Annotated in this window: 19 protein-coding genes, 1 tRNA gene and 1 pseudogene; 13 read left to right on the forward strand and 8 right to left on the reverse strand. The window is 37.2% G+C overall.

Annotation, left to right across the window (positions count from 1 at the left end; all coding sequences use genetic code 11):
* Positions 1-231: 231 nt before the first annotated feature.
* Positions 232-1053: a flagellin N-terminal helical domain-containing protein gene (locus KQI49_RS16870; RefSeq protein WP_216490765.1), complete on the reverse strand. Its 822-nt coding sequence runs from the start codon at positions 1051-1053 to the stop codon at positions 232-234.
* A gap of 222 nt (positions 1054-1275) precedes the next feature.
* A tRNA-Val gene (locus KQI49_RS16875) sits at positions 1276-1348 on the reverse strand.
* A 467-nt stretch (positions 1349-1815) separates the two neighbouring features.
* Here KQI49_RS16875 and KQI49_RS16880 point away from each other — a divergent pair.
* From KQI49_RS16880 to KQI49_RS16905, 6 genes are all read left to right on the forward strand, one after another.
* Entirely contained in the window at positions 1816-3543 is a 1728-nt protein-coding gene (locus KQI49_RS16880; RefSeq protein WP_216490766.1) for an ABC transporter ATP-binding protein, read from the forward strand.
* Entirely contained in the window at positions 3533-5353 is a 1821-nt protein-coding gene (locus KQI49_RS16885; RefSeq protein WP_371817596.1) for an ABC transporter ATP-binding protein, read from the forward strand. The genes KQI49_RS16880 and KQI49_RS16885 overlap by 11 nt, the downstream gene beginning before the upstream one ends.
* Positions 5354-5901: 548 nt before the next feature.
* Entirely contained in the window at positions 5902-6627 is a 726-nt protein-coding gene (locus KQI49_RS16890; RefSeq protein WP_216490768.1) for an alpha/beta hydrolase, read from the forward strand.
* A gap of 380 nt (positions 6628-7007) precedes the next feature.
* Positions 7008-7526, forward strand: coding sequence for a YjcG family protein (locus KQI49_RS16895; protein WP_216490802.1), 519 nt, complete (start codon positions 7008-7010; stop codon positions 7524-7526).
* On the forward strand, positions 7523-7966 hold the full coding sequence (locus KQI49_RS16900; protein WP_216490769.1) for a GNAT family N-acetyltransferase: 444 nt from the start codon (positions 7523-7525) through the stop codon (positions 7964-7966). The genes KQI49_RS16895 and KQI49_RS16900 overlap by 4 nt, the downstream gene beginning before the upstream one ends.
* A gap of 322 nt (positions 7967-8288) precedes the next feature.
* Positions 8289-8993, forward strand: coding sequence for a DUF421 domain-containing protein (locus tag KQI49_RS16905; RefSeq protein WP_216490770.1), 705 nt, complete (start codon positions 8289-8291; stop codon positions 8991-8993).
* Between the two features lie 251 nt (positions 8994-9244).
* Here the strand turns inward: KQI49_RS16905 and KQI49_RS16910 are convergent, their stop codons facing one another.
* Complete coding sequence (locus tag KQI49_RS16910) at positions 9245-9508, reverse strand: hypothetical protein (protein WP_216490771.1); 264 nt, start codon at positions 9506-9508, stop codon at positions 9245-9247.
* A 233-nt stretch (positions 9509-9741) separates the two neighbouring features.
* On the opposite strand from KQI49_RS16910, the gene KQI49_RS16915 reads away from it, so the two are divergent.
* On the forward strand, positions 9742-10221 hold the full coding sequence (locus tag KQI49_RS16915) for a CotY/CotZ family spore coat protein (protein ID WP_216490772.1): 480 nt from the start codon (positions 9742-9744) through the stop codon (positions 10219-10221).
* Positions 10222-10319: 98 nt separating this feature from the next.
* Here the strand turns inward: KQI49_RS16915 and KQI49_RS16920 are convergent, their stop codons facing one another.
* Together KQI49_RS16920 and mgtE are read right to left on the reverse strand one after the other, a co-directional pair.
* The gene (locus KQI49_RS16920; RefSeq protein WP_216490773.1) at positions 10320-10829 is read right to left on the reverse strand and encodes a CotO family spore coat protein; all 510 of its coding nucleotides are present in this window, start codon (positions 10827-10829) and stop codon (positions 10320-10322) included.
* Between the two features lie 74 nt (positions 10830-10903).
* On the reverse strand, positions 10904-12244 hold the full coding sequence (gene mgtE / locus KQI49_RS16925) for a magnesium transporter (RefSeq protein ID WP_216490803.1): 1341 nt from the start codon (positions 12242-12244) through the stop codon (positions 10904-10906).
* A 161-nt stretch (positions 12245-12405) separates the two neighbouring features.
* Between mgtE and prpE the strand changes: the two are divergent.
* Positions 12406-13142 (forward strand): annotated as a pseudogene (prpE, locus tag KQI49_RS16930) (bis(5'-nucleosyl)-tetraphosphatase PrpE).
* A gap of 8 nt (positions 13143-13150) precedes the next feature.
* Here the strand turns inward: prpE and KQI49_RS16935 are convergent.
* The 3 genes from KQI49_RS16935 to yjbM form a co-directional block, all read right to left on the reverse strand.
* Positions 13151-14032 (reverse strand): RluA family pseudouridine synthase, encoded by an 882-nt coding sequence (locus KQI49_RS16935; protein ID WP_253286906.1) that lies wholly within the window; start codon positions 14030-14032, stop codon positions 13151-13153.
* A gap of 4 nt (positions 14033-14036) precedes the next feature.
* Positions 14037-14846 (reverse strand): NAD kinase, encoded by an 810-nt coding sequence (locus KQI49_RS16940; protein ID WP_216490774.1) that lies wholly within the window; start codon positions 14844-14846, stop codon positions 14037-14039.
* Between the two features lie 75 nt (positions 14847-14921).
* Positions 14922-15530: a GTP diphosphokinase gene (gene yjbM, locus KQI49_RS16945; protein ID WP_216490775.1), complete on the reverse strand. Its 609-nt coding sequence runs from the start codon at positions 15528-15530 to the stop codon at positions 14922-14924.
* Positions 15531-15782: 252 nt separating this feature from the next.
* Here yjbM and KQI49_RS16950 point away from each other — a divergent pair, with 252 nt between their 5' ends.
* From KQI49_RS16950 to KQI49_RS16970, 5 genes are all read left to right on the forward strand, one after another.
* Positions 15783-16352 (forward strand): CYTH domain-containing protein, encoded by a 570-nt coding sequence (locus KQI49_RS16950; RefSeq protein WP_216490776.1) that lies wholly within the window; start codon positions 15783-15785, stop codon positions 16350-16352.
* A 78-nt stretch (positions 16353-16430) separates the two neighbouring features.
* Positions 16431-16811 (forward strand): globin domain-containing protein, encoded by a 381-nt coding sequence (locus KQI49_RS16955; protein ID WP_216490777.1) that lies wholly within the window; start codon positions 16431-16433, stop codon positions 16809-16811.
* A 17-nt stretch (positions 16812-16828) separates the two neighbouring features.
* Positions 16829-17734: a ClpXP adapter SpxH family protein gene (locus KQI49_RS16960; protein WP_216490778.1), complete on the forward strand. Its 906-nt coding sequence runs from the start codon at positions 16829-16831 to the stop codon at positions 17732-17734.
* Positions 17735-18104: 370 nt separating this feature from the next.
* On the forward strand, positions 18105-18281 hold the full coding sequence (locus KQI49_RS16965; RefSeq protein WP_216490779.1) for a hypothetical protein: 177 nt from the start codon (positions 18105-18107) through the stop codon (positions 18279-18281).
* Between the two features lie 288 nt (positions 18282-18569).
* Entirely contained in the window at positions 18570-19100 is a 531-nt protein-coding gene (locus KQI49_RS16970) for a DUF8052 family protein (protein WP_216490780.1), read from the forward strand.
* The last annotated feature ends 1 nt before the right edge of the window (position 19101 follow it).

The raw sequence follows: 19101 nt of genomic DNA on the forward strand, positions 1-19101 counted from the left end.
AAGGCAAAATCACTTGATTCATGGTATAATGTTTAAACATAAGAGCACCTCCGGTGAGTAATGGTTTGGTCACTTTTATCTTACCAGAAGGTGCTCTTTTTGTTTACTAATTATTAGCAAAATAATCAATTATTTTAAATCTAAAGCAAAAAAGGAATCCAGTATACTGAATTCCTTTTTTGCTTTTTAGCTGAGTTTTGTCCCAGCCCCTTTTTAAGTATATTTTCACTATTACTGAAGTAATTGTAGAACGCCTTGTGGCATTTGGTTTGCTTGAGCTAACATGGCTTGTGATGCTTGCGTAAGAATATTATTCTTCGTAAAGTTCATCATTTCTTTAGCCATATCCACGTCTCTTATGCGTGATTCTGCAGCTGTAAGGTTTTCAGAAGATGCACCTAAATTGTTGATAGTATGCTCTAATCGGTTTTGGTTTGCACCTAGTTTTGCACGTTCTGCAGATACGTCATCAATTGCGGATTGAATTGCTGTAATTGCCTCATCAGCACCTTCTTGAGTTTCGATATCCAATTCATTAACACCTAACTCTTCAGTACCCATATTACCAAATTCAACAGTAATATTTTGTGTTGCATTCGCCCCAATATGAAAGGTAAATGACCCTTCTTCTCCACCTGTACCATCAAGCAACTTTTGAGTATTAAATTCAGTATCAGTAGAAATGCGATCGATTTCTGTTACTAATTCATCCAATTCCTTTTGAAGTTCACCACGGTCAGCGTCAGTATTTGTATCACTCGATGCTTGAACAGCTAATTCACGCATTCTTTGAAGAATATCATGTGTTTCATTCAAAGCACCTTCTGCAGTCTGAATCATAGAAATACCATCTTGTGCGTTCTTCGCTGCCATATCAAGTCCACGAATCTGTCCACGCATTTTTTCAGAGATTGCAAGACCTGCTGCGTCATCTCCTGCACGGTTGATTTGTAGACCTGAAGAAAGTTTCTCTAAAGATCCTTGTACTGCGTTGTTGTTTGCACCTAATTGACGATGTGTGTTAAGTGCTGAAATATTGTGATTAATAATCATAATTAATCAACCTCCATGTTTTTTTATTCGGGTCACGTCCTTGTGGCCCTATTTTTGAACGTCTTGTAACGTTCTATTATCTATATCGGTAGATTGTAGAAATAGTTTAATGTTTTTTATAATCTTTTTTATTTAATTGTTGATTGAAAATCACTCTTATTAATAAGCTAAAAAATCATAAAGCGCCAATTCTAAACAAGAATTGACGCTTTAGTAAATTAGTGATTCCGATTGGGCTCGAACCAACGACCTCTACCCTGTCAAGGTAGCGCTCTCCCAGCTGAGCTACGGAATCGTTTATGAAATTAACGACACTATATATAATATATAATTTCTATCAGTCTGTCAACACATTTTGCTATTTTTATTTTCCTTACCCTTCAAAGACCTTTAATACAGCATTATTTCCCTCATTCACGAATTACTTCAATCCCCGAAATAAATTCATGGTAATTAATTAACAAACCCTTTATAATAGAATGAAAATTGTTTTTATTAAGGAGCAAAAGCACGGGGCGCCCGTTTAGCAACGTACGGACTGGACTGAGCCGTAGGAGATAAAGGAAACACGGTGAACGTAGTGAGCCGATGTTGACTTATCGTACGGAGGTGAAGGAAGTCTCACTAGTTGCTGGGCCCCACGCGCTGGATGTGGCCAATCTCAGTATTTCCAAACAATTAATAAAGATTTACTCTCAACCAACGAAATGCTTTCTAACACTATTTTCAAACCATCACTTAAAAACATTGGGGGATTCAAATTTGAAAGAAGTTTTTTCTTTTTTAAAACCATATAAACTACCGATCATCATCGCTTATCTCTTAACCTTTATCGAACTCGGGGTAGAGCTCGCCCTTCCCTTCTTCCTAGGTAAGATGATTAACGTTGGGGTCGTTAATCAAGATATCAACAATATCATCATGTGGGGAAGCATTATGATTGGACTTGCATTTCTATCTTTTATTGCTGGTATCATTAATTCATTTTACGCCTCACATGTGACGTATGCGTTTGGATACGATTTGCGGGAAAAGTTATTTGATAAGATTCAGGAATTTACTTTTAAGAACTTAAATAAATTCCCGGTTTCCGGACTTGTGACTCGCTTTACGAATGACGTCAGACAGGTTCAAAACACTATCTTTATGGCGCTTCGTATTATGGCGAAAGCACCGTTACTTGTTTTAGGTGGCGTTATCATGGCATTTGTAGTCAATGCAAAGCTTGCGTTGATTTTCTTAGTCACCGTGCCGCTCCTGATTGGCTTTATTTTATGGGTGCTTAAAATTTCAACGATTCAATTCGATAGATTGCAACGCCGAGTGGATCACGTCAACCGGGTCATGCAGGAAAACCTCGCTGGGATGCGTTTGATTAAAGCATTCGTCCGCCGCAATTATGAGAAAGAACGTTTCACAGAGGCAAATACAGATTTAGCTGTCACGACCAGAAAAGCTTTCCGTTTTGTGGAAGCATCGATGCCGATTCTTTTATTCGTTATGAATTTAAGTATCATCTTTATTATTTGGTTCGGGAATGCTCAATCCATCGCTGGGGAAACGTCTGTCGGTGATGTGGTTGCTGTGGTGAATTATGCGATGCGTGTAGCCATGGCTATTTCGATGTTTACTTTCATCATACTGGCCTTTTCCCGAGCAAGAGCGTCCGCTATTCGTATTAAAAATGTTTTAGTTGTTAAAGAAGACCCTTATGAACGATATGAAGATGACCAGAACACGGTGACGGAAGGTTCTATCCAATTTAAAGATGTTTCCTTCGCGTACCCGGCTAAAAATGAAAAAGTTCTCGATGATATCTCATTCGAACTCAAGGGACAAGAAAAACTGGCGATTATTGGTGCGACTGGCGCCGGTAAAACATCATTATTCCAGCTACTCCCTGAATTGTATCGACCAACTGAAGGAACCATTTATCTTGATGAAAAACCTATGAGTGATTATCCGTTAAAAACGATTCGTGACAGCATTGGCTACGTCCCTCAGAGTCCATTGCTCTTTACTGGTACAGTCACTGACAATATCGCCTGGGGAAAACAAGACGCATCGAAAGAGGAGATTATCAAAGCAGCAAAAGATGCACAAATACATGAAACAATTATGGGCCTTTCTGAACAATATGAAACTCGTGTCGGGCAAAAAGGTGTGAATTTATCAGGAGGACAAAAACAACGTATCTCCATCGCACGGGCGCTGCTTCGCAAGCCGAAAATATTAATGCTCGACGATAGTACAAGTGCGCTTGATTTAGCAACTGAATCAAGACTCCTTGACGCTATTCAAGACTATCACTGCACGACATTAATCATCACCCAGAAAATATCTACCGCAATAAGTGCAGATCGTATTTTACTATTAGATGAAGGACGTGTGCTTGCGTTCGGTACACATGATGAATTGCTAGAGCAGTCTGATTTATATGGTCGGATTGTCGAATCACAATTTGGAAAGGGGTATAAACGTGCCAGATAGTCAATTAAAACAACCATTTCAATATAAAAAAATATCCCTTGATTCAGTCAGTGCCGAGGATAGGAAGCGTGCACAAAATATGACCGGAACCGTCAAGCGGATTTGGTCATATCTCGCTCAAGAAAAAGGAAAGCTCTCTCTCGTTATATTAATGGTGCTGATTAGCTCCGCGATGGCACTATTAGGACCGTTTATGGTCGGGATGGCTATCGATGACTTTATCGTTACGAAGCAAGCTTCTGGGCTTGGGCTGCTTTTAATTTGGCTCGTCATTATTTATATCGCACATTCCGTTTCAATCTTTATGCAAAATTACTGGATGATTGGCATCGCGCAAAATACAGTTTTTGATTTGCGCCGTGATTTATTCCATCAATTCCATGAGCTGCCCATTTCTTATTTTGATAAACGACAGCATGGTGAACTGATGAGCCGAATTACTAATGATATTGATAATGTAAATAACACCTTAAACCAATCGGTGATCCAAGTGTTTGCGAGTGTGATTACACTTGTTGGGACGATTGCTGTGATGCTTTATCTCAGTCCCCTGCTGACCGTTGTTACCATGTCCATTATTCCCTTTATGTTTATGGGGATCAGGTGGATTACAAACCGAACCGGACCGTTATATAAACTCCGCCAAAGAGAACTTGGTGATTTAAATGGTTACGTTGAAGAAATCGTTTCCGGTCAACATGTCGTCAAAACTTTTTCTCAGGAAAAACGTGTGATCGATGAATTTGCTGTAAAAAATAAGGATTTACAAAACACAGCCTTTTGGTCCCTAACATTGTCTGGTTTCATTCCTAAAATAATGAACATGTTGAACTTTTTAAGCTTTGGATTGATTGCACTCGTTGGTGGAATACTCGCAATTAATGGTTATATATCCGTTGGTGTAATTGTTATCTTCACCGAATATGCTAGACAATTTACGCGTCCGTTAAATGAATTATCGAACCAGTTTAACGTGTTATTATCTGCCATTGCCGGAGCGGAAAGAGTTTTCAATGTGATTGATGAAGAACCTGAAGAATTAGATGAAGAAAAAGCGGTTGACTTGCCAACGACTCAAGGACATTTCATCTTTGACAACATGTCATTTGGCTATGAAGATGAATTGATTTTAAAAAATATTGATTTAGAAGCGAAACCCGGTGAAACCATTGCTTTTGTCGGTCATACAGGAGCCGGAAAAACGACCATCATCAACTTGATCGCCCGCTTCTATAATTATAATTCAGGTTCGATTACACTCGATGGCATTGAATTAAACACAATCAAGCGGTCAAGTTTAAGACAGCATATGGCGTTTGTTTTGCAGGATTCCTTTTTATTCGAAGGAACGGTTAAAGATAATATCCGATACGGACGATTGGATGCAACGGATCAAGAAGTTGTTCGAGCAGCTAAAGACGCGAATGCACACGACTTTATCGTCAAACTTCCACGAGGTTATAACACTGTTCTTGATCAAGACGGTAGCGGCATTAGCCAAGGACAGAAACAGTTACTGACCATTGCAAGAGCATTACTTGCCGAACCAACCATCCTTGTACTCGATGAAGCAACCAGTAACATCGACACGATCACCGAGCTCAAGATCCAAGAAGCACTCAAACGACTCATGCACGGCCGAACAAGTTTCGTCATCGCGCACCGACTAAACACAATCCAAGAAGCCGACCACATCATCATGCTAGAACACGGCAAAATCATCGAACAAGGCAGCCACGAAGAGCTCCTTAAATTAAAAGGATCTTATTACGAGCTCAATCAGAATCAATTAAAAGAATTGACAGGTTAAAAAACGGATTGATGTGCTAAGTACTGACGGAAAAACAAATCCCCTTCTATATTTCGTATTTAGCAGTCATTATAGCGAAGGAAATACACGGAGACTCCAGCAGGAGAAGTAGCCTAGATGAGACCCCGCAGAGCGTAGCTCGAGGAGGCTCAGCAGCGCCTGCGGAAAGCGAAGTGTATTTCCGTAGCGATGGTGTAGAACCCATATAGTTCCTCAATAGCTGCCTAAGTTATTAGTTTAAGTTCCTTTGCTTTTACTCTTTTCAGCCTATAGAATTTTCCCTCTATTAATGCTAAGATAAAAGAAATGCAGGGGATAAAATTTCATGTATAGCAATATGGAAATACAAATACTAGCGAATGGAATATGCGAGACTCCAGCGGGAGGTAAGGCCTAGATGAGACCCCGAAATGCGAAGCATTCGGAGGCTCATTAGCGACGAAGAATGAACTGCAATTCTTCTTTGCCCACGGAAAGCGAGTATATTCCATGAGCGGTGTTTTTCATTCCCCAAATACGTAAAACAACTAGAGACAGAGGTGTAGTCATTGGGAAGAAAAGGAAAAATGATAGATAAAGAAATAGAAAGTTCCTATTTAAACGAGACAATAGTCTTAAGAATTTACCAGCCAGAATCATTTTCACCATTATATAAATACCATGTATGCATTATGCAAGACGGAAACGATTATTACCAATTAGGCCGCGTTGCCACACAAAGCGACCGACTTCATAGCGCTGAAGAAATTGACAATACCGTTTTCATCGGCATCCAATATCAAGACAGATATGACCGCTGGAAAAAGTACCATCCGGACGGTGACCAAAACGAAGCCTATACTAAATTTTTAGTCCGTGAAGTAGTCCCTTTCTTAGACGAGTTCCTTCCAACTTACAATATGGGACAATCTCGAACGCTAATGGGCGATTCATTAGCAGGTACATTAGCCTTAATGACGGCATTCAAATATCCCAATACATTTGGAAAAGTCATTATGCAGTCACCTTACGTGAATGATACAGTTTTAGAAACAGTTAAAAACGCAGACTCCGTTCAAACAATTGATATTTACCACACCATTGGCACAGACGAGACTGACGTTGGCTTAACAAACGGCAACAATGAAGATTTTGTAAAACCGAACAAAGAACTCAAAGAAATCCTTGATAGCAAAGGTGTCACCTACCATTATCACGAACTAGAAGGCGGCGAACACACCTGGAAATACTGGCAAAAAGATTTACCAAATGCTTTGAAGACGATGTTTATTTAAGCTTTGACTTCAAGCCATATATTAATGCTATCTCTTCACAGATTCATGACAACTAGCGCACTAATTGGACATGGACTGGAGTTTTTTATAGTTTCATGTCTAATTAAACACTCCTATCGGACATGAAGCAAAACTTTTCGCTGTTTCGTGCCCAATAAGATCAAAAACCGGTCCAATAAACATTACTATATCAAATCTTTTGACATTAAGAATATCAATAAATAACCGTCATAAAGACTCTATTTTTTAAAATTTCATTTATAATTGTTATACTAGAAGAAATCACTTTTTCAAAAATAACCAATTACAACAACAAGAATCAACCTACTGCTTAACATAGCATTTTGATGCATGAAAATTTATTAGGAGGTTTTTTTATGTTGAGGTATGGTATCGCTATGTTTCCATCGAAGGAAATCCAGGATGAAGCAAACTCGTTTAGGAAACGATATGATCCACATTATTCTCTGATTCCACCGCATTTGACGCTGAAAGAAGCTTTTGAAGCAGATGATGATTATATCGAGAAACTGATTGAGGAACTTAGAAAAATTGCTAAAAAAACAAAACCCGTTGATATTGCGATTAAAAAGGTGAGCTCATTTTCTCCAGTCACCAACACTATCTATTTAAAAGTTGAACCAAATGAGGAATTAAATCAGCTCGTCGATCAAATGTATTCCGGTGAATTTCCAGAAGAAATGGAACATCCTTTTGTACCACATATAACCATTGCACAAGATCTTGTGCAAGATGAATTTTCAGATGTGTTAGGCAGCCTTAGAATGAAGACATTTGATTTTAAAGACACCATCGACCGTTTCCACCTCTTTTATCAACTAGAGAACGGTGCTTGGTCAGTCCATGAAAGCTTTGTGTTAGGAGAAGATGACGTGTGAATGTTAAAATTGCAAAAGAAAATAACGAGCAAGGAGATGCCTTTCGTATTCGCGAAACAGTCTTTGTACAAGAACAGAAAGTTCCACCAGAAGAAGAATTAGATCAATTCGATAAAACAGCAACCCATTTTGTCGGTTATGAAGATGGAATCCCCATCGCTGCCAGCCGCTTAAGATTCATCGATGACTCTGGAAAACTGGAAAGAATTTGCGTCTTAAAACCTCATCGTCTTAAATCTTACGGCAAGCAAATAATTAAAGCAATGGAGGAAGAAATCTTAAATAATGATTATTCCCAGGCAAAGCTCAATGCCCAAACACATGCCACAACTTTCTATGAGCAATTAGGGTATGAAATAATATCCGAAGAATTCATAGACGCCGGCATCCCGCACGTTACTATGGTGAAGAACTTAAAAGACCGGAACATTAATTTATAGGATAAAGCAAAAGGCGAATAGACGAATAATGATAATGAGTCAAAATTAACTATCATTGTTCGTCTTTTTTCATTTCAATCTTAGCGGAGAAAAGCATGAAGACTACAGAAAGAATAATAGCCTAGGTGAGACCCCGCAGACCGAAATTCGAGGAGGCTGAACAGCGGATGCGGAAAGCGGAATGTTTTCCGTAGCGATGTTGTAGAAGTATACATCGTTCGTCTTTATCTTCCCCATCTTAATACGTATATCCAAACCATTCTTATCTGAATGACAATTCCCTTTCTGGTTATTCTAAGATTGGAAGGGAGATTAAGTCAAAATGGACAGTTATTTTCATATATTTACCGATACCATCTTTGGTTTCTTTGCTTTATTCTTATTAACAAAACTCCTTGGTAAAACACAAATTTCCCAATTAACAGCGTTTGATTTTATATCAGCAGTTATTCTGGGTGAACTCGTTGGAAACGCCCTATTTGATAAAGACACAGGTATTGCAAAAATGGCATTTGTCATCGCATTATGGGGCGTGTTACTCTATTCTGTAGAAATGGTCGTGCAAAAGTTTAAAGGCTCGAGATTTATATTAGAGGGAAAACCTTCACTCGTTATTCATAAAGGGGCCATCATCCGTGAAGAGATGAAGAAAAACAAAATTGATGTAAGTGAATTACAACATCTACTTAGGGCTAAAGATGTGTTTTCCATTCAAGAAGTGGAATACGCCATTTTAGAAACGAATGGACACGTCTCAGTGATGAAAAAACCAGAATATCAAACTCCGAATAAGAAAGATTTAAACGTCTATCCTGAAGAGGCATTCCTTCCGTTCACTTTAATCAGTGACGGAGAAATTATTGAAGATAACGTAAAAGAAGCTGGTTTATCAAAAGACTGGCTGCATAAAGAAATTAAAAAACAAAACTACAATAATGTGGAAGACGTTTTTTACGCAGAATATACTGAAGGAAAAAAGTTATTCCTTTCGCCATTTAGAAATAAACCGGAAAGAGTAAAAGATTGATCAGCATTAACGACTGATCAATCTTTTTTGTTGTTTGACATTAACCTATCCTGCTTGGCGAGGTCGACCGTACGTTGCTAAACGGGCGCTTCAACTTTTGTTCATCCAGCTTCAGCCGCCCAGCAACTACCAAACTTCAGACTCATTCCTACGATAAGTCGACCTTGAATCGCTACGCTCTTTAGATCTCCTTTATCTCGTCAGGAGTCCTCCAGTTTGTACGTTGCTAAACGGGCGCTTCAGCTTTTGTTCTAAATATACTGATTAAATAAGTGTCCCTTACCTGTTAAATCAGCTTTCGTCTTCATAGCTTTTGGGTTTCGAGATAGAATCTCTGTATGTTCTTTAGTTAACATGGTGTGGTTAGAGACTGGATGATCTTTGACCTCTTGGTACTGATCTTCCAAGACAGATTTAAATGGTTTATTTATAAAGTATTGGTTTTTCTTCTCTTCTGTTATACGTTGATGGTAATCGAAATATTGAAAATTTTGTACCGGTAAAATATATCCCATTTCTCCAACCCCTTTCTCACTTAATATACTATTCGAATATTTTTATAAGTTTATGTCTGTTATCTTTATTCCCTAATATGTTCTTTTTAAACCTAATTTTTTAATATTAATTAAAATTAGATGGAATCACCATAAATTTAAAAAATATAAACGCCTGCCCACACCAACATATGCCATATACATACTCTATTAGAGACAGTAGGTCAATACGAAATTGAAAGGAGAATTCATTCATGGGTTGTAAATGTGGAAAAGATTTTGATACGGGCAGCTGTGTATGTGATGTTCTTAGGGAGATAGCTGATGCGCAAAGTGACGTTGTTGAGAATTGCTGTGACACCAGTTGTGAACAATCAATTAATGATTTATTAGGTGAGAAGGATTCCGGAAGCGGATTAGATACAGTTCCTGTTATTTTATATTGTCAAGACGGCTGTAAACCTTTCAAAGGCTTTGGTGCTGGCCATATGCCTGACGGAACTCCAGGTCCAATCGAAGCAAGCTTTATTTTTAGAGTAAAAAGTGTTGATGAAGACTGCTGTGCGGTACTTGAGTTAGTTAGAAATGCTGAAGAGCCTTGCACACACAGCCACTTGAAAGATCCGGCAGACCAAGGTACTGACAATTTATATGCAACTGGTATCTGCATTACAGTAGATCTTAAGTGCTTCTGCCATGTAACGTGCTTGCCTGCAGTATCACTTTTTCAGTAATTACCGATAATTATTGATTAAAATGAATAAGACGTCTTAGTTATAAAAGTAACACCCTAGAATAGCTATCTAGGGTGTTATTTATATTCATCAACCTATTAAAAACCAAGCATCCTAATACGCTGAATCTCTTCAAATGGTACTTTTCTCAAGTGTACTCGATTTCCTACGCGCATAAATACAGTCTCCCCGTCAAAATCCATAATTTTTCCTCGGTAAGACTTATCCGCTGTTTTAATTTCACATTTAATCCTAGGTATATGATTTGGTTCGTCAGCGAAATATTTTACTTTTTCAAGCAGGGTCATGTCTTTAAATTTTTTAGTATCAGATTGATTGTTTTGGTTTTCTTCCTTTGAATCAATGCTTTCATCAAATTCACTTGTTGTTATTTCAGCTCTTGTTTCGTCTCGTAGTGGCTTTCCACCATGCCTGCGTTGTGGTCTTGCTTTAGCTATCTTTTCTGCCTCACGTTTGCTTGACGACGAAAGCTGATCATTACTTTTAGTTGATTGATAATTAGATTGCATAGAAGCTCTAGGAGTTCCTACATTAGGTTGATGGATATAGAGCAACGGATTCTTGGCATAACGTTTATTTTTCTTCATGGTTCTATCATCCCTCCATATACGATATCATCATATTATATGAAGGTTAATTCATGTTTGTGCGATTGTCTGATTTATAGTAAATAACTTAAAAATGCTGTTGCAATTCCAAAATAAATGGAAATGGAAATCAAGTCATTAATCGTTGTAATAAATGGTCCTGATGCGACAGCTGGATCAATTTTAAATTTATCCATAATGAGTGGAATAATAGCACCTGATAACGTTGCAATGGTTAACGTGGCTAGAAGGGAAATACCTACTAGAAACCCTAAAAATAATTCACCTTTCCATAGATAAATAACAACCATAATCGTAATGCCGCATACAGAACCGATAATGAGTCCAGTCGACGTTTCTTTGACCATCAATTTCAACTTACCGCGATTTGCAAATTCTCCTGTTGCAAGCCCTCTAACGGCTACGGCTAATGACTGTGTTCCTGTATTTCCTGCCATACCTGCTATAAGGGGCATGAAGATGGCTAATATAGCCACCTGTTCGAGCGTATCTTCAAATTGGCCAATCAAGCTTGCTGTAAATAAACCTAAAAATAATAAAGTAATTAACCATGGCAATCTTTTTTTCGCTGCAGCAAATGGACTATCCTCAATACGGTGCACGTCAGAAACGGCAGCTAACTTAGAATAATCTTCACTCGCTTCCTCATCAACAACATCTAAAATATCATCAACAGTAATAATTCCGAGTAGATGATTTTGAAAATCAATAACGGGAACAGCCAAGAAATCATAATCCATAATCATTTGAGCAACATCTTCCTGATCCATTCCAACTGAGACTGAAACGACATTCTCATTCATTCGTTCACCGACAATTGCATCTTCATCTGAGATAATTAAGTCCCGTAAAGATATGACCCCCGCTAAATGCTTTTCCTCATCAATAACATATAAATAGTAAATGGTCTCTGCATCAGGAGCCTCGACCTTTAATTGTTTCATCGTTTCCCTAACGGTTAGTGACTTATTAATGGCCACAAATTCCGTGGTCATAATACTACCGGCTGTTTTTTCTTCATAATGGAGGAGCGCTTTTATTTCATCAGCTTCCTCTTCATCCATTATCGTTAAAAAACTGGCGACTTTTTCTTTTTCCATTTCATTTAAAATATCGACGGCATCATCTGTTGGAAGTTCTCCAAGTACCATCGAAGCAAATCTTGGATCCATTTCAGTAATAAACGGTTCGACATTTTCCAATTCAATATGTTCCATCAAATCGGCTACTTCTTCAGGTGATAAAAAAGAATATATAGTCATACGCTCATCATGATTTTGATTCACGAAAAATGTCGCTTGATCGTAAGGATGAATATCGTTAAATTTAAGACGAAATGTTTCTATATCATCGTTTTTCAAGGCTTTGTGCAGTTCTTTTAAATTAAGTTGCATCACATCTTCTTCCACTTTTACTCATCCTCTCTAGCTAGATTCCTTATATAGCATTCCCAAAAATACATATGTACACAAATACTTGTGTTCACTTCTTTTTTTAAAATTGATGCTTATAAAATTGATAATCGTGTAAAATAACCTATGAGGTGATTCATATGATGATGTATGATGTCATAGGAGATATTCATGGCTGTTTTGATGAATTACAACAGCTTATTTCAGAACTTGGCTACAGTCAAATAAATAATAAATTAGTTCATCCGGATCATCGCACTCTAGTTTTTTTAGGTGATTTGACCGATCGAGGACCAGCATCCATCGACGTTATTAATTTTGTTTACGATCTGGTTGTCAATCAGGAATCAGCTAAGTATGTCCCAGGTAACCACTGTAATAAGCTATATCGATTTTTCCTCGGTAACAATGTTCAGTTAAAGCACGGAATTGAAACAACCGCTGAGGAATATGCCCAATTATCTAAAACTAAACAATCACAAGTTCGAAATCAATTTATATCGTTGTACGAGCAGGCCCTCTTTATTTAGAATTAACTGATGTCCAAGCTATTATAGCTCACGCTGGCATAAAGGAATCTTTTATTGGGCGTCACGATAAAGAAGTGAAAACCTTTGTTTTATACGGCGATATTACCGGTGGGACCGATGAAGCTGGAAAGCCTGTCCGAAAAGACTGGGCGAAACATTATACAGGTTCGAAGTGGATTGTTTATGGTCATACACCCGTCCTTGAACCACGTCAAATCAATAACACGATTAATATAGATACAGGTTGCGTTTTCGGTAACAAGTTATCTGCTTTTAGACTTCCTGAGAAGACAACAGTATCCATTCCATCTAACCAACCCTTTGTTTCGGAAAAATTTACTACATTTTAAGTCTTACTTTACTCAAGTAATTTTTTCATATCGTCAGGAAGCGAAGAATAAAATTCCATCGTTTTATTTGTAATAGGGTGTGAAAATTTTAAGTGACAGCAATGTAAAGCTTGCCGCCTTATCGCTCCCTTCTTTCCACCATATAATTCATCCCCTACAAGCGGGTGGCCTAGCGCTGAAAAATGAACACGGATCTGATGGGTGCGTCCTGTTTTCAACTCAATATTCACTAATGTATTCGAGAGTGAGTGTTTCACTGTTTCATATAGAGTGATAGCTGGCCTCCCGTCCTCCCTAACAGTCCTCTCAATAATTGATCCATCTTTTCTACCAATATTCTTATTTATTATTCCCTTTTTTTCAGATATTAAGCCTGTCACCACAGCCTGATAATGTCGCTCAATCCCCTCTTTTTGTTGTAAAGCACCTAAAAGAGAATGACTGTAACGATTTTTGGCAATTAGAATGAGTCCGGATGTACCTCGGTCCAACCTTGTCACGATATGAACAGTGTAGGGTATATTATTTTTCTTATAATAAAATAAAATAGCGTTTGCTAATGTACCTGACGGATGATGGATAGATGGAATCGTCGCCATATGAGCTGGCTTATCCACGACGAGAATAAAATCATCTTCAAAAACAATCTCTAGATTGATATTCTCTGGTTTCATCCACGGCCCTTTTTCTTCTTCAGGAAGTTCCACTGTTAAAACATCACCTAAAGATAGAACCTCATTCATTCTCACCGGCTCATTATTCAAAAACATGGCACCATCATTTATCACCGACTTTAAAATCCGCCTTGAAAAAGATTGATCTTTTTTTAAAAAGTCACGAATAGACTGCCTGTGATATTTTTCACTTATTTGCCATATCATTGGTTGCATTTACTTATACCTTCATATCTTCTTCTGAGACAAATGAATCTCTCACTCTATTCCAGAAAGGGAATGGACGATAACGAGCAAATCTTATCTTTTCTTCAGCGACACGGCATTGAATCGATTTTACATTCGTATAATTTTGCGTAAAGTGATCAATCGCAATTAAAAAGCTGCCATTCACTTTTGGATTTAATAAACATGTATGGTGTTTTGGTAAAATAAGGGGTGAGCCAATCGTTCTAAATACACGATTGTTGATCGAAGCCATTTCTGTTAATTGGATAGCTTCTAGTGATGGATGAATAATACCGCCGCCAAGTGCTTTATTATATGCCGTACTTCCTGAAGGCGTTGATACACACAAGCCATCTCCTCGAAATGTCTCAAAATGTTCTCCTTTGATTTCAACATCAAAAACAACCGACCCTTCAGCCGTTTTAATGGCAGTTTCATTTAAAGCGAGAAATCGGTCTTCCCCTGTTCCAGATTCTGGTCGGATAATTACTTCGAGTAATGGATATTCGACAACCTGAAATGGCGTTTTCGCAATATCGATAACGAGTTTCTCAACTTCATCAGGCACCCAGTCGGCGTAAAATCCTAAATGTCCTGTATGTACTCCAATAAAAGCCGTGCAGTCGAGTCGATGCACGTATCGGTGAAACGCTTCTAGAAATGTCCCATCACCACCTACAGATATTACTAAATCTGGTTCTTCTTTATCATACTCCAAATCGAAATCTGTTAAATATTGCTTAATTCTAGACTTAATCTCGTTTGACTGTTTATCCCCTTTAGAAACGATTTTAAACTTCACAACTGCCCCTCCTTTAATATGCTCTTTGTTGTTGAGATTAGATGGCTGTATAATCCGCGCAGAATAATATCGTACTTATTTACGATGAAAGATTCTTTGCGCTTCCTGTACCTCATGTTTTATTTTAGACATTTCCTCATCCAGTTTAAAAGCTGCTTCAGCAGCGCCTTGTAAACGTGCTTTAATTTGTTGAGGTATTTGCCCTTCATATTTATAATTGAGGGAATGCTCGTTTGTTGCCCAGAAATTCATAGCCATCGTACGTATTTGTATTTCAGCTATAACCATTTTTACTCCATGAATCGTTTCAACCGGATATTCAATAATCATATGAAAAGATCGATAACCACTTTTCTTTTTATGATGGATATAATCCTTCTCCTCAATAATTTTCAGATCTTCTCGTGAACGAAGCATGTCAACCACTGTATAGATATCATCAACAAACTGACACACAACTCTTATCCCAGCAATATCTTGAATTTTTCCTTCAATTTGATCAAGCGTAATCTTCTTTTTCTTAACTTTTTCTTCAATACTTGCAATGGGTTTAACACGGCCTGTAATAAATTCAATTGGTGATTGTCTTGATTCAAATTCGAATTGTGCACGCATGCCTTTAAGTTTCACTTTTAATTCTTCGACAACTTGGGAATAAGGTGCTAGGAAAACATCCCAATTCATTTTAACACCACCTCAGACGACTTTCGAGTATAGTTTTTTTCAATATTTAGATCGGATTTATAAATGACCCTATCCTATAAGCGATGATTTGTTAATCAAAACCTTAATCTCTTTGAACATTCTTCACCTTTATAAAATAGGTCGTCCTTATTTTACCATAAATAATTATAATGGATAATCTTTGCATAATAAGACCAGATTAGTCATAATCAAGAATAATAAAAGTAAAAAAGGACAAGGGAGTTCTTCAGATTGAGCCAAGAAATAGAAATTGAATTTAAAAATTTACTTACAAAAGAAGAATTTAATCAAATCCGTACTTATCTCTCATTTCCTGACAAAGGTATAGTTCAAACCAATTATTATTTTGAAACAAAAGACTTTTCACTTAAAAATAACCATGCCGCGCTACGTATAAGAGAAAAAAGCGGCGAATATACATTAACATTAAAACAACCAGAAGGACAAGGTCTTTTAGAGACTCACGATTGCTTGACTAGAGTGGAAACTGATGAGTGGCTAAGCGGTCATCCGGTATCAAAACCACACACTGCTAAACAATTAGCGGACATGGATATTGATCCTAGTAACTTGATTTACTACGGAAGTTTAACAACGACAAGATTAGAATACAATCACAAGGGCTTTATCTATGTTTTAGATGATAGTCATTACAATAATCATTCGGATTACGAATTAGAAATAGAAGCACCCTCTTATGACGTGGGGCTAACGACTTTCAATCAATTATTAACTACACTTTCAATTCCAAGAAGGAAGACGCCGAATAAGATTGAAAGATTTTTCTCTAGTCTGTCATAATCCATTTTCCAATCAGATAATTTGCTCATTTACGGCCTCATTGCTACAATATAGCCACTATAATTAAGGAGAAATACCATGAACCGACCTGGAACAATTTATGAAGCAATCGGTGGATATGATGCAGTCGATACACTTGTCACCCACTTTTACAAACGTGTTGGAAAGCATCCAGACTTAATTCCAATTTTCCCTGAGGATTTAACAGAAACAGCGCGAAAGCAACGTAAATTTCTCACACAGTTTTTTGGCGGCCCTAGTCTTTATAACGAAGAATTTGGCTCTCCTATGATGCGCAGGCGCCACTTACCTTTTGAAATTACACCAACAAGAAAAGATGCCTGGCTTGAATGTATGCATCAAGCTTTAGCTGAAGCCAATATTGAGGAACCTTTTCGTACAGCTATATTTGAAAAACTAACATTGACCGCTCACCATATGATGAATACACCTGAATAATAGAAAGGAGAATCGATGTGAGTTGGAATCATGATGAGCTCCCTGGAAGGGATTCGACTCGAACTAACACATCGTCAAAATATAGCTACTTTAATCTCATAAAAAAACCCGTAGAAATATATGTATTTATAGATCCCTTATGTCCTGAATGTTGGGCACTAGAACCATATTTAAAAAAGTTAGAAGTTGAATTTGGGCGCTTTTTCACACTACGCCCGATAATTAGCAGCAACTTATACCCTTTAGATAAAGGGGCTTTCGATAGACCAAAAAAGCTTCATGAAATATGGGAAAAAACTGCCAAACGCACAGGCATGAGTTGTGATGGTGACTTGTGGTTAGAAAACCCAATTCAATCTTCTTGGGTCATCTCTTTAGCGATTAAAGCAGCTGAACTACAGGGGAAGCGTGCAGGTAGAAGATTCTTACGTAAGATTCAGGAATATTTATTTTTGAAAAAGAAAGATATATCTGAGGAAAGTGTATTAATCGAATGTGCGGAAGAGATTAACCTCGATTTGGATGAATTTAAGAATGATTTATTTTCATCAACCGCCAAGAAAGCATTACAATGCGATTTAAAACTACTTGAAGAAATGGACGTTGATTATGTTCCCACGATTGTTTTTTTCAATCAACTGACCAATGAGGATGGCATTAAAATATCCGGACTTTATCCATATGATATATATATCCAAGTACTATATGATTTATTAAGACAAGAAGTAGAACCAGCAAACAAACCGCCTTTAGAAGACTTTTTAGCATTTCATAAGGTGGTCGCATGTAAAGAAGTGGCTGTGGTCTATGATTGGCCACTTTCAAAAGCAAAAAAAGAAATGAAAAAGTTACAATTAAAACAAATCGCCAGAGAGATTAGTGTTAAATACGGCTCTTTCTGGAAGTTCATTGGGGAGACATAACAAGAGCCGAAGCGCCCGATCGACACGATTGAGCTAAACGATCAAAAATAAAAACATTTTAAATAAAAAGAGATTATACGGGGCAGCGTATAATCTCTTTTTTCTTTGTATAAAACAAAGGGGGATGGGAGAAAGTTTCATGTTCAAACAAAGGGGTTTTGTTTGTGATTCATCTCACAGTTATTATATTATCAGGTCCATTTATTTTTTACAATATATATGTGTATGTTTTCACAAAAACGTCACTTCTAATTCACCTTTTTGCAACATATAATTTTTATACAGATACATATCATGCACTAAATAAGCTTCCTGCAAAAACTAAATCGATGTAAACTATGTGAATATATTATTATATAGGAGGTAAAAAATGAGAGAGTTAATGCCATTTCTATTTTTACTCTTGTCTATTGTTGCTTTTGTTCTGAATATTTTTGGGCTCATGCGACTCATCCCCCTTTACTTCACGCTTCCCTTATTATTTTTATCGGTCTATTTCACTATTTACACTTTTACACATAAACGCATGTACCGTGGTATGAGATAAAGGGCATCTCTTTACAGAGGTTCTGTCCATTAAACATGTACTAAAATAACTGTAGTCTTAGCAAGGTATTCGCTTCATTAGTGAATTCTTGCTAAGACTTTTTACTATCTAAAAATCTAATTTTGGGTATTTATCATACTGTTAAAGATGAAATTATAGCATACACAGTTAATTTATTGATTATTTGCAATAAATTAACTATAACATGTTCACATTTCTAGTGAATTAGTGTATGATTACTTTAATAAAATTTTGAATAGTTCAATATTTATAGGGAGGTTATTATTTATGCTGCAACATGACTATTTAAATCATTTTGTCAATGAGTTAGCAAATAAATACACTGTATTTTTTGATATATACCGTGACGAATGGCTAGATGACATTCCACTTTCATTTATCGCACAATACAGGCGAAGAGATGAGAGGTACATGTTTACGAAGAAGATGAAAATATATGGTGTGGAAAACCAGCAATTGGTTTTTACAACCACTTCTTCAAATAAAGTAACTCTTGATGCTCTCGACAACTTCCATAAAAGTATCGAGAGTAATCTGCATGAATATACCATTAAACACCAAGAGCATATGTCAACAGTCGTGATTGGTTTAATTGTGACAGATGCTCCGATTAACTATTCAGTTGCTAAGGAGGTGGAGCGCTATCGGAAACTTAAATTTTTAAAGTTTGGATTACACGGATGGGCTGAATTATACTTAGCAATCGTTCAACCAAACGAAAAAGACATCATTGTTCATCCGAAGGGAAAGCCGTTTGTTCTAAGCATTGAAAAATTACTTTTGGAGGAGATGGCGTAAT

This window comes from Virgibacillus sp. MSJ-26 (assembly GCF_018918075.1).
In the GTDB taxonomy this organism is placed as follows: domain Bacteria; phylum Bacillota; class Bacilli; order Bacillales; family Amphibacillaceae; genus MSJ-26.

Excerpts from the sequence above, each read along its gene's own strand:
- KQI49_RS16910 (WP_216490771.1), bottom strand. The coding sequence starts at position 9,508 with ATGGGATATATTTTACCGGTACAAAATTTTCAATATTTCGATTACCAT.
- KQI49_RS16965 (WP_216490779.1), top strand. The coding sequence starts at position 18,105 with ATGAGAGAGTTAATGCCATTTCTATTTTTACTCTTGTCTATTGTTGCT.
- KQI49_RS16970 (WP_216490780.1), top strand. The coding sequence starts at position 18,570 with ATGCTGCAACATGACTATTTAAATCATTTTGTCAATGAGTTAGCAAAT.
- KQI49_RS16920 (WP_216490773.1), bottom strand. The coding sequence starts at position 10,829 with ATGAAGAAAAATAAACGTTATGCCAAGAATCCGTTGCTCTATATCCAT.
- KQI49_RS16870 (WP_216490765.1), bottom strand. The coding sequence starts at position 1,053 with ATGATTATTAATCACAATATTTCAGCACTTAACACACATCGTCAATTA.
- mgtE (WP_216490803.1), bottom strand. The coding sequence starts at position 12,244 with ATGCAACTTAATTTAAAAGAACTGCACAAAGCCTTGAAAAACGATGAT.
- KQI49_RS16935 (WP_253286906.1), bottom strand. The coding sequence starts at position 14,032 with ATGCAACCAATGATATGGCAAATAAGTGAAAAATATCACAGGCAGTCT.
- KQI49_RS16915 (WP_216490772.1), top strand. The coding sequence starts at position 9,742 with ATGGGTTGTAAATGTGGAAAAGATTTTGATACGGGCAGCTGTGTATGT.
- KQI49_RS16905 (WP_216490770.1), top strand. The coding sequence starts at position 8,289 with ATGGACAGTTATTTTCATATATTTACCGATACCATCTTTGGTTTCTTT.
- KQI49_RS16955 (WP_216490777.1), top strand. The coding sequence starts at position 16,431 with ATGAACCGACCTGGAACAATTTATGAAGCAATCGGTGGATATGATGCA.
- yjbM (WP_216490775.1), bottom strand. The coding sequence starts at position 15,530 with ATGAATTGGGATGTTTTCCTAGCACCTTATTCCCAAGTTGTCGAAGAA.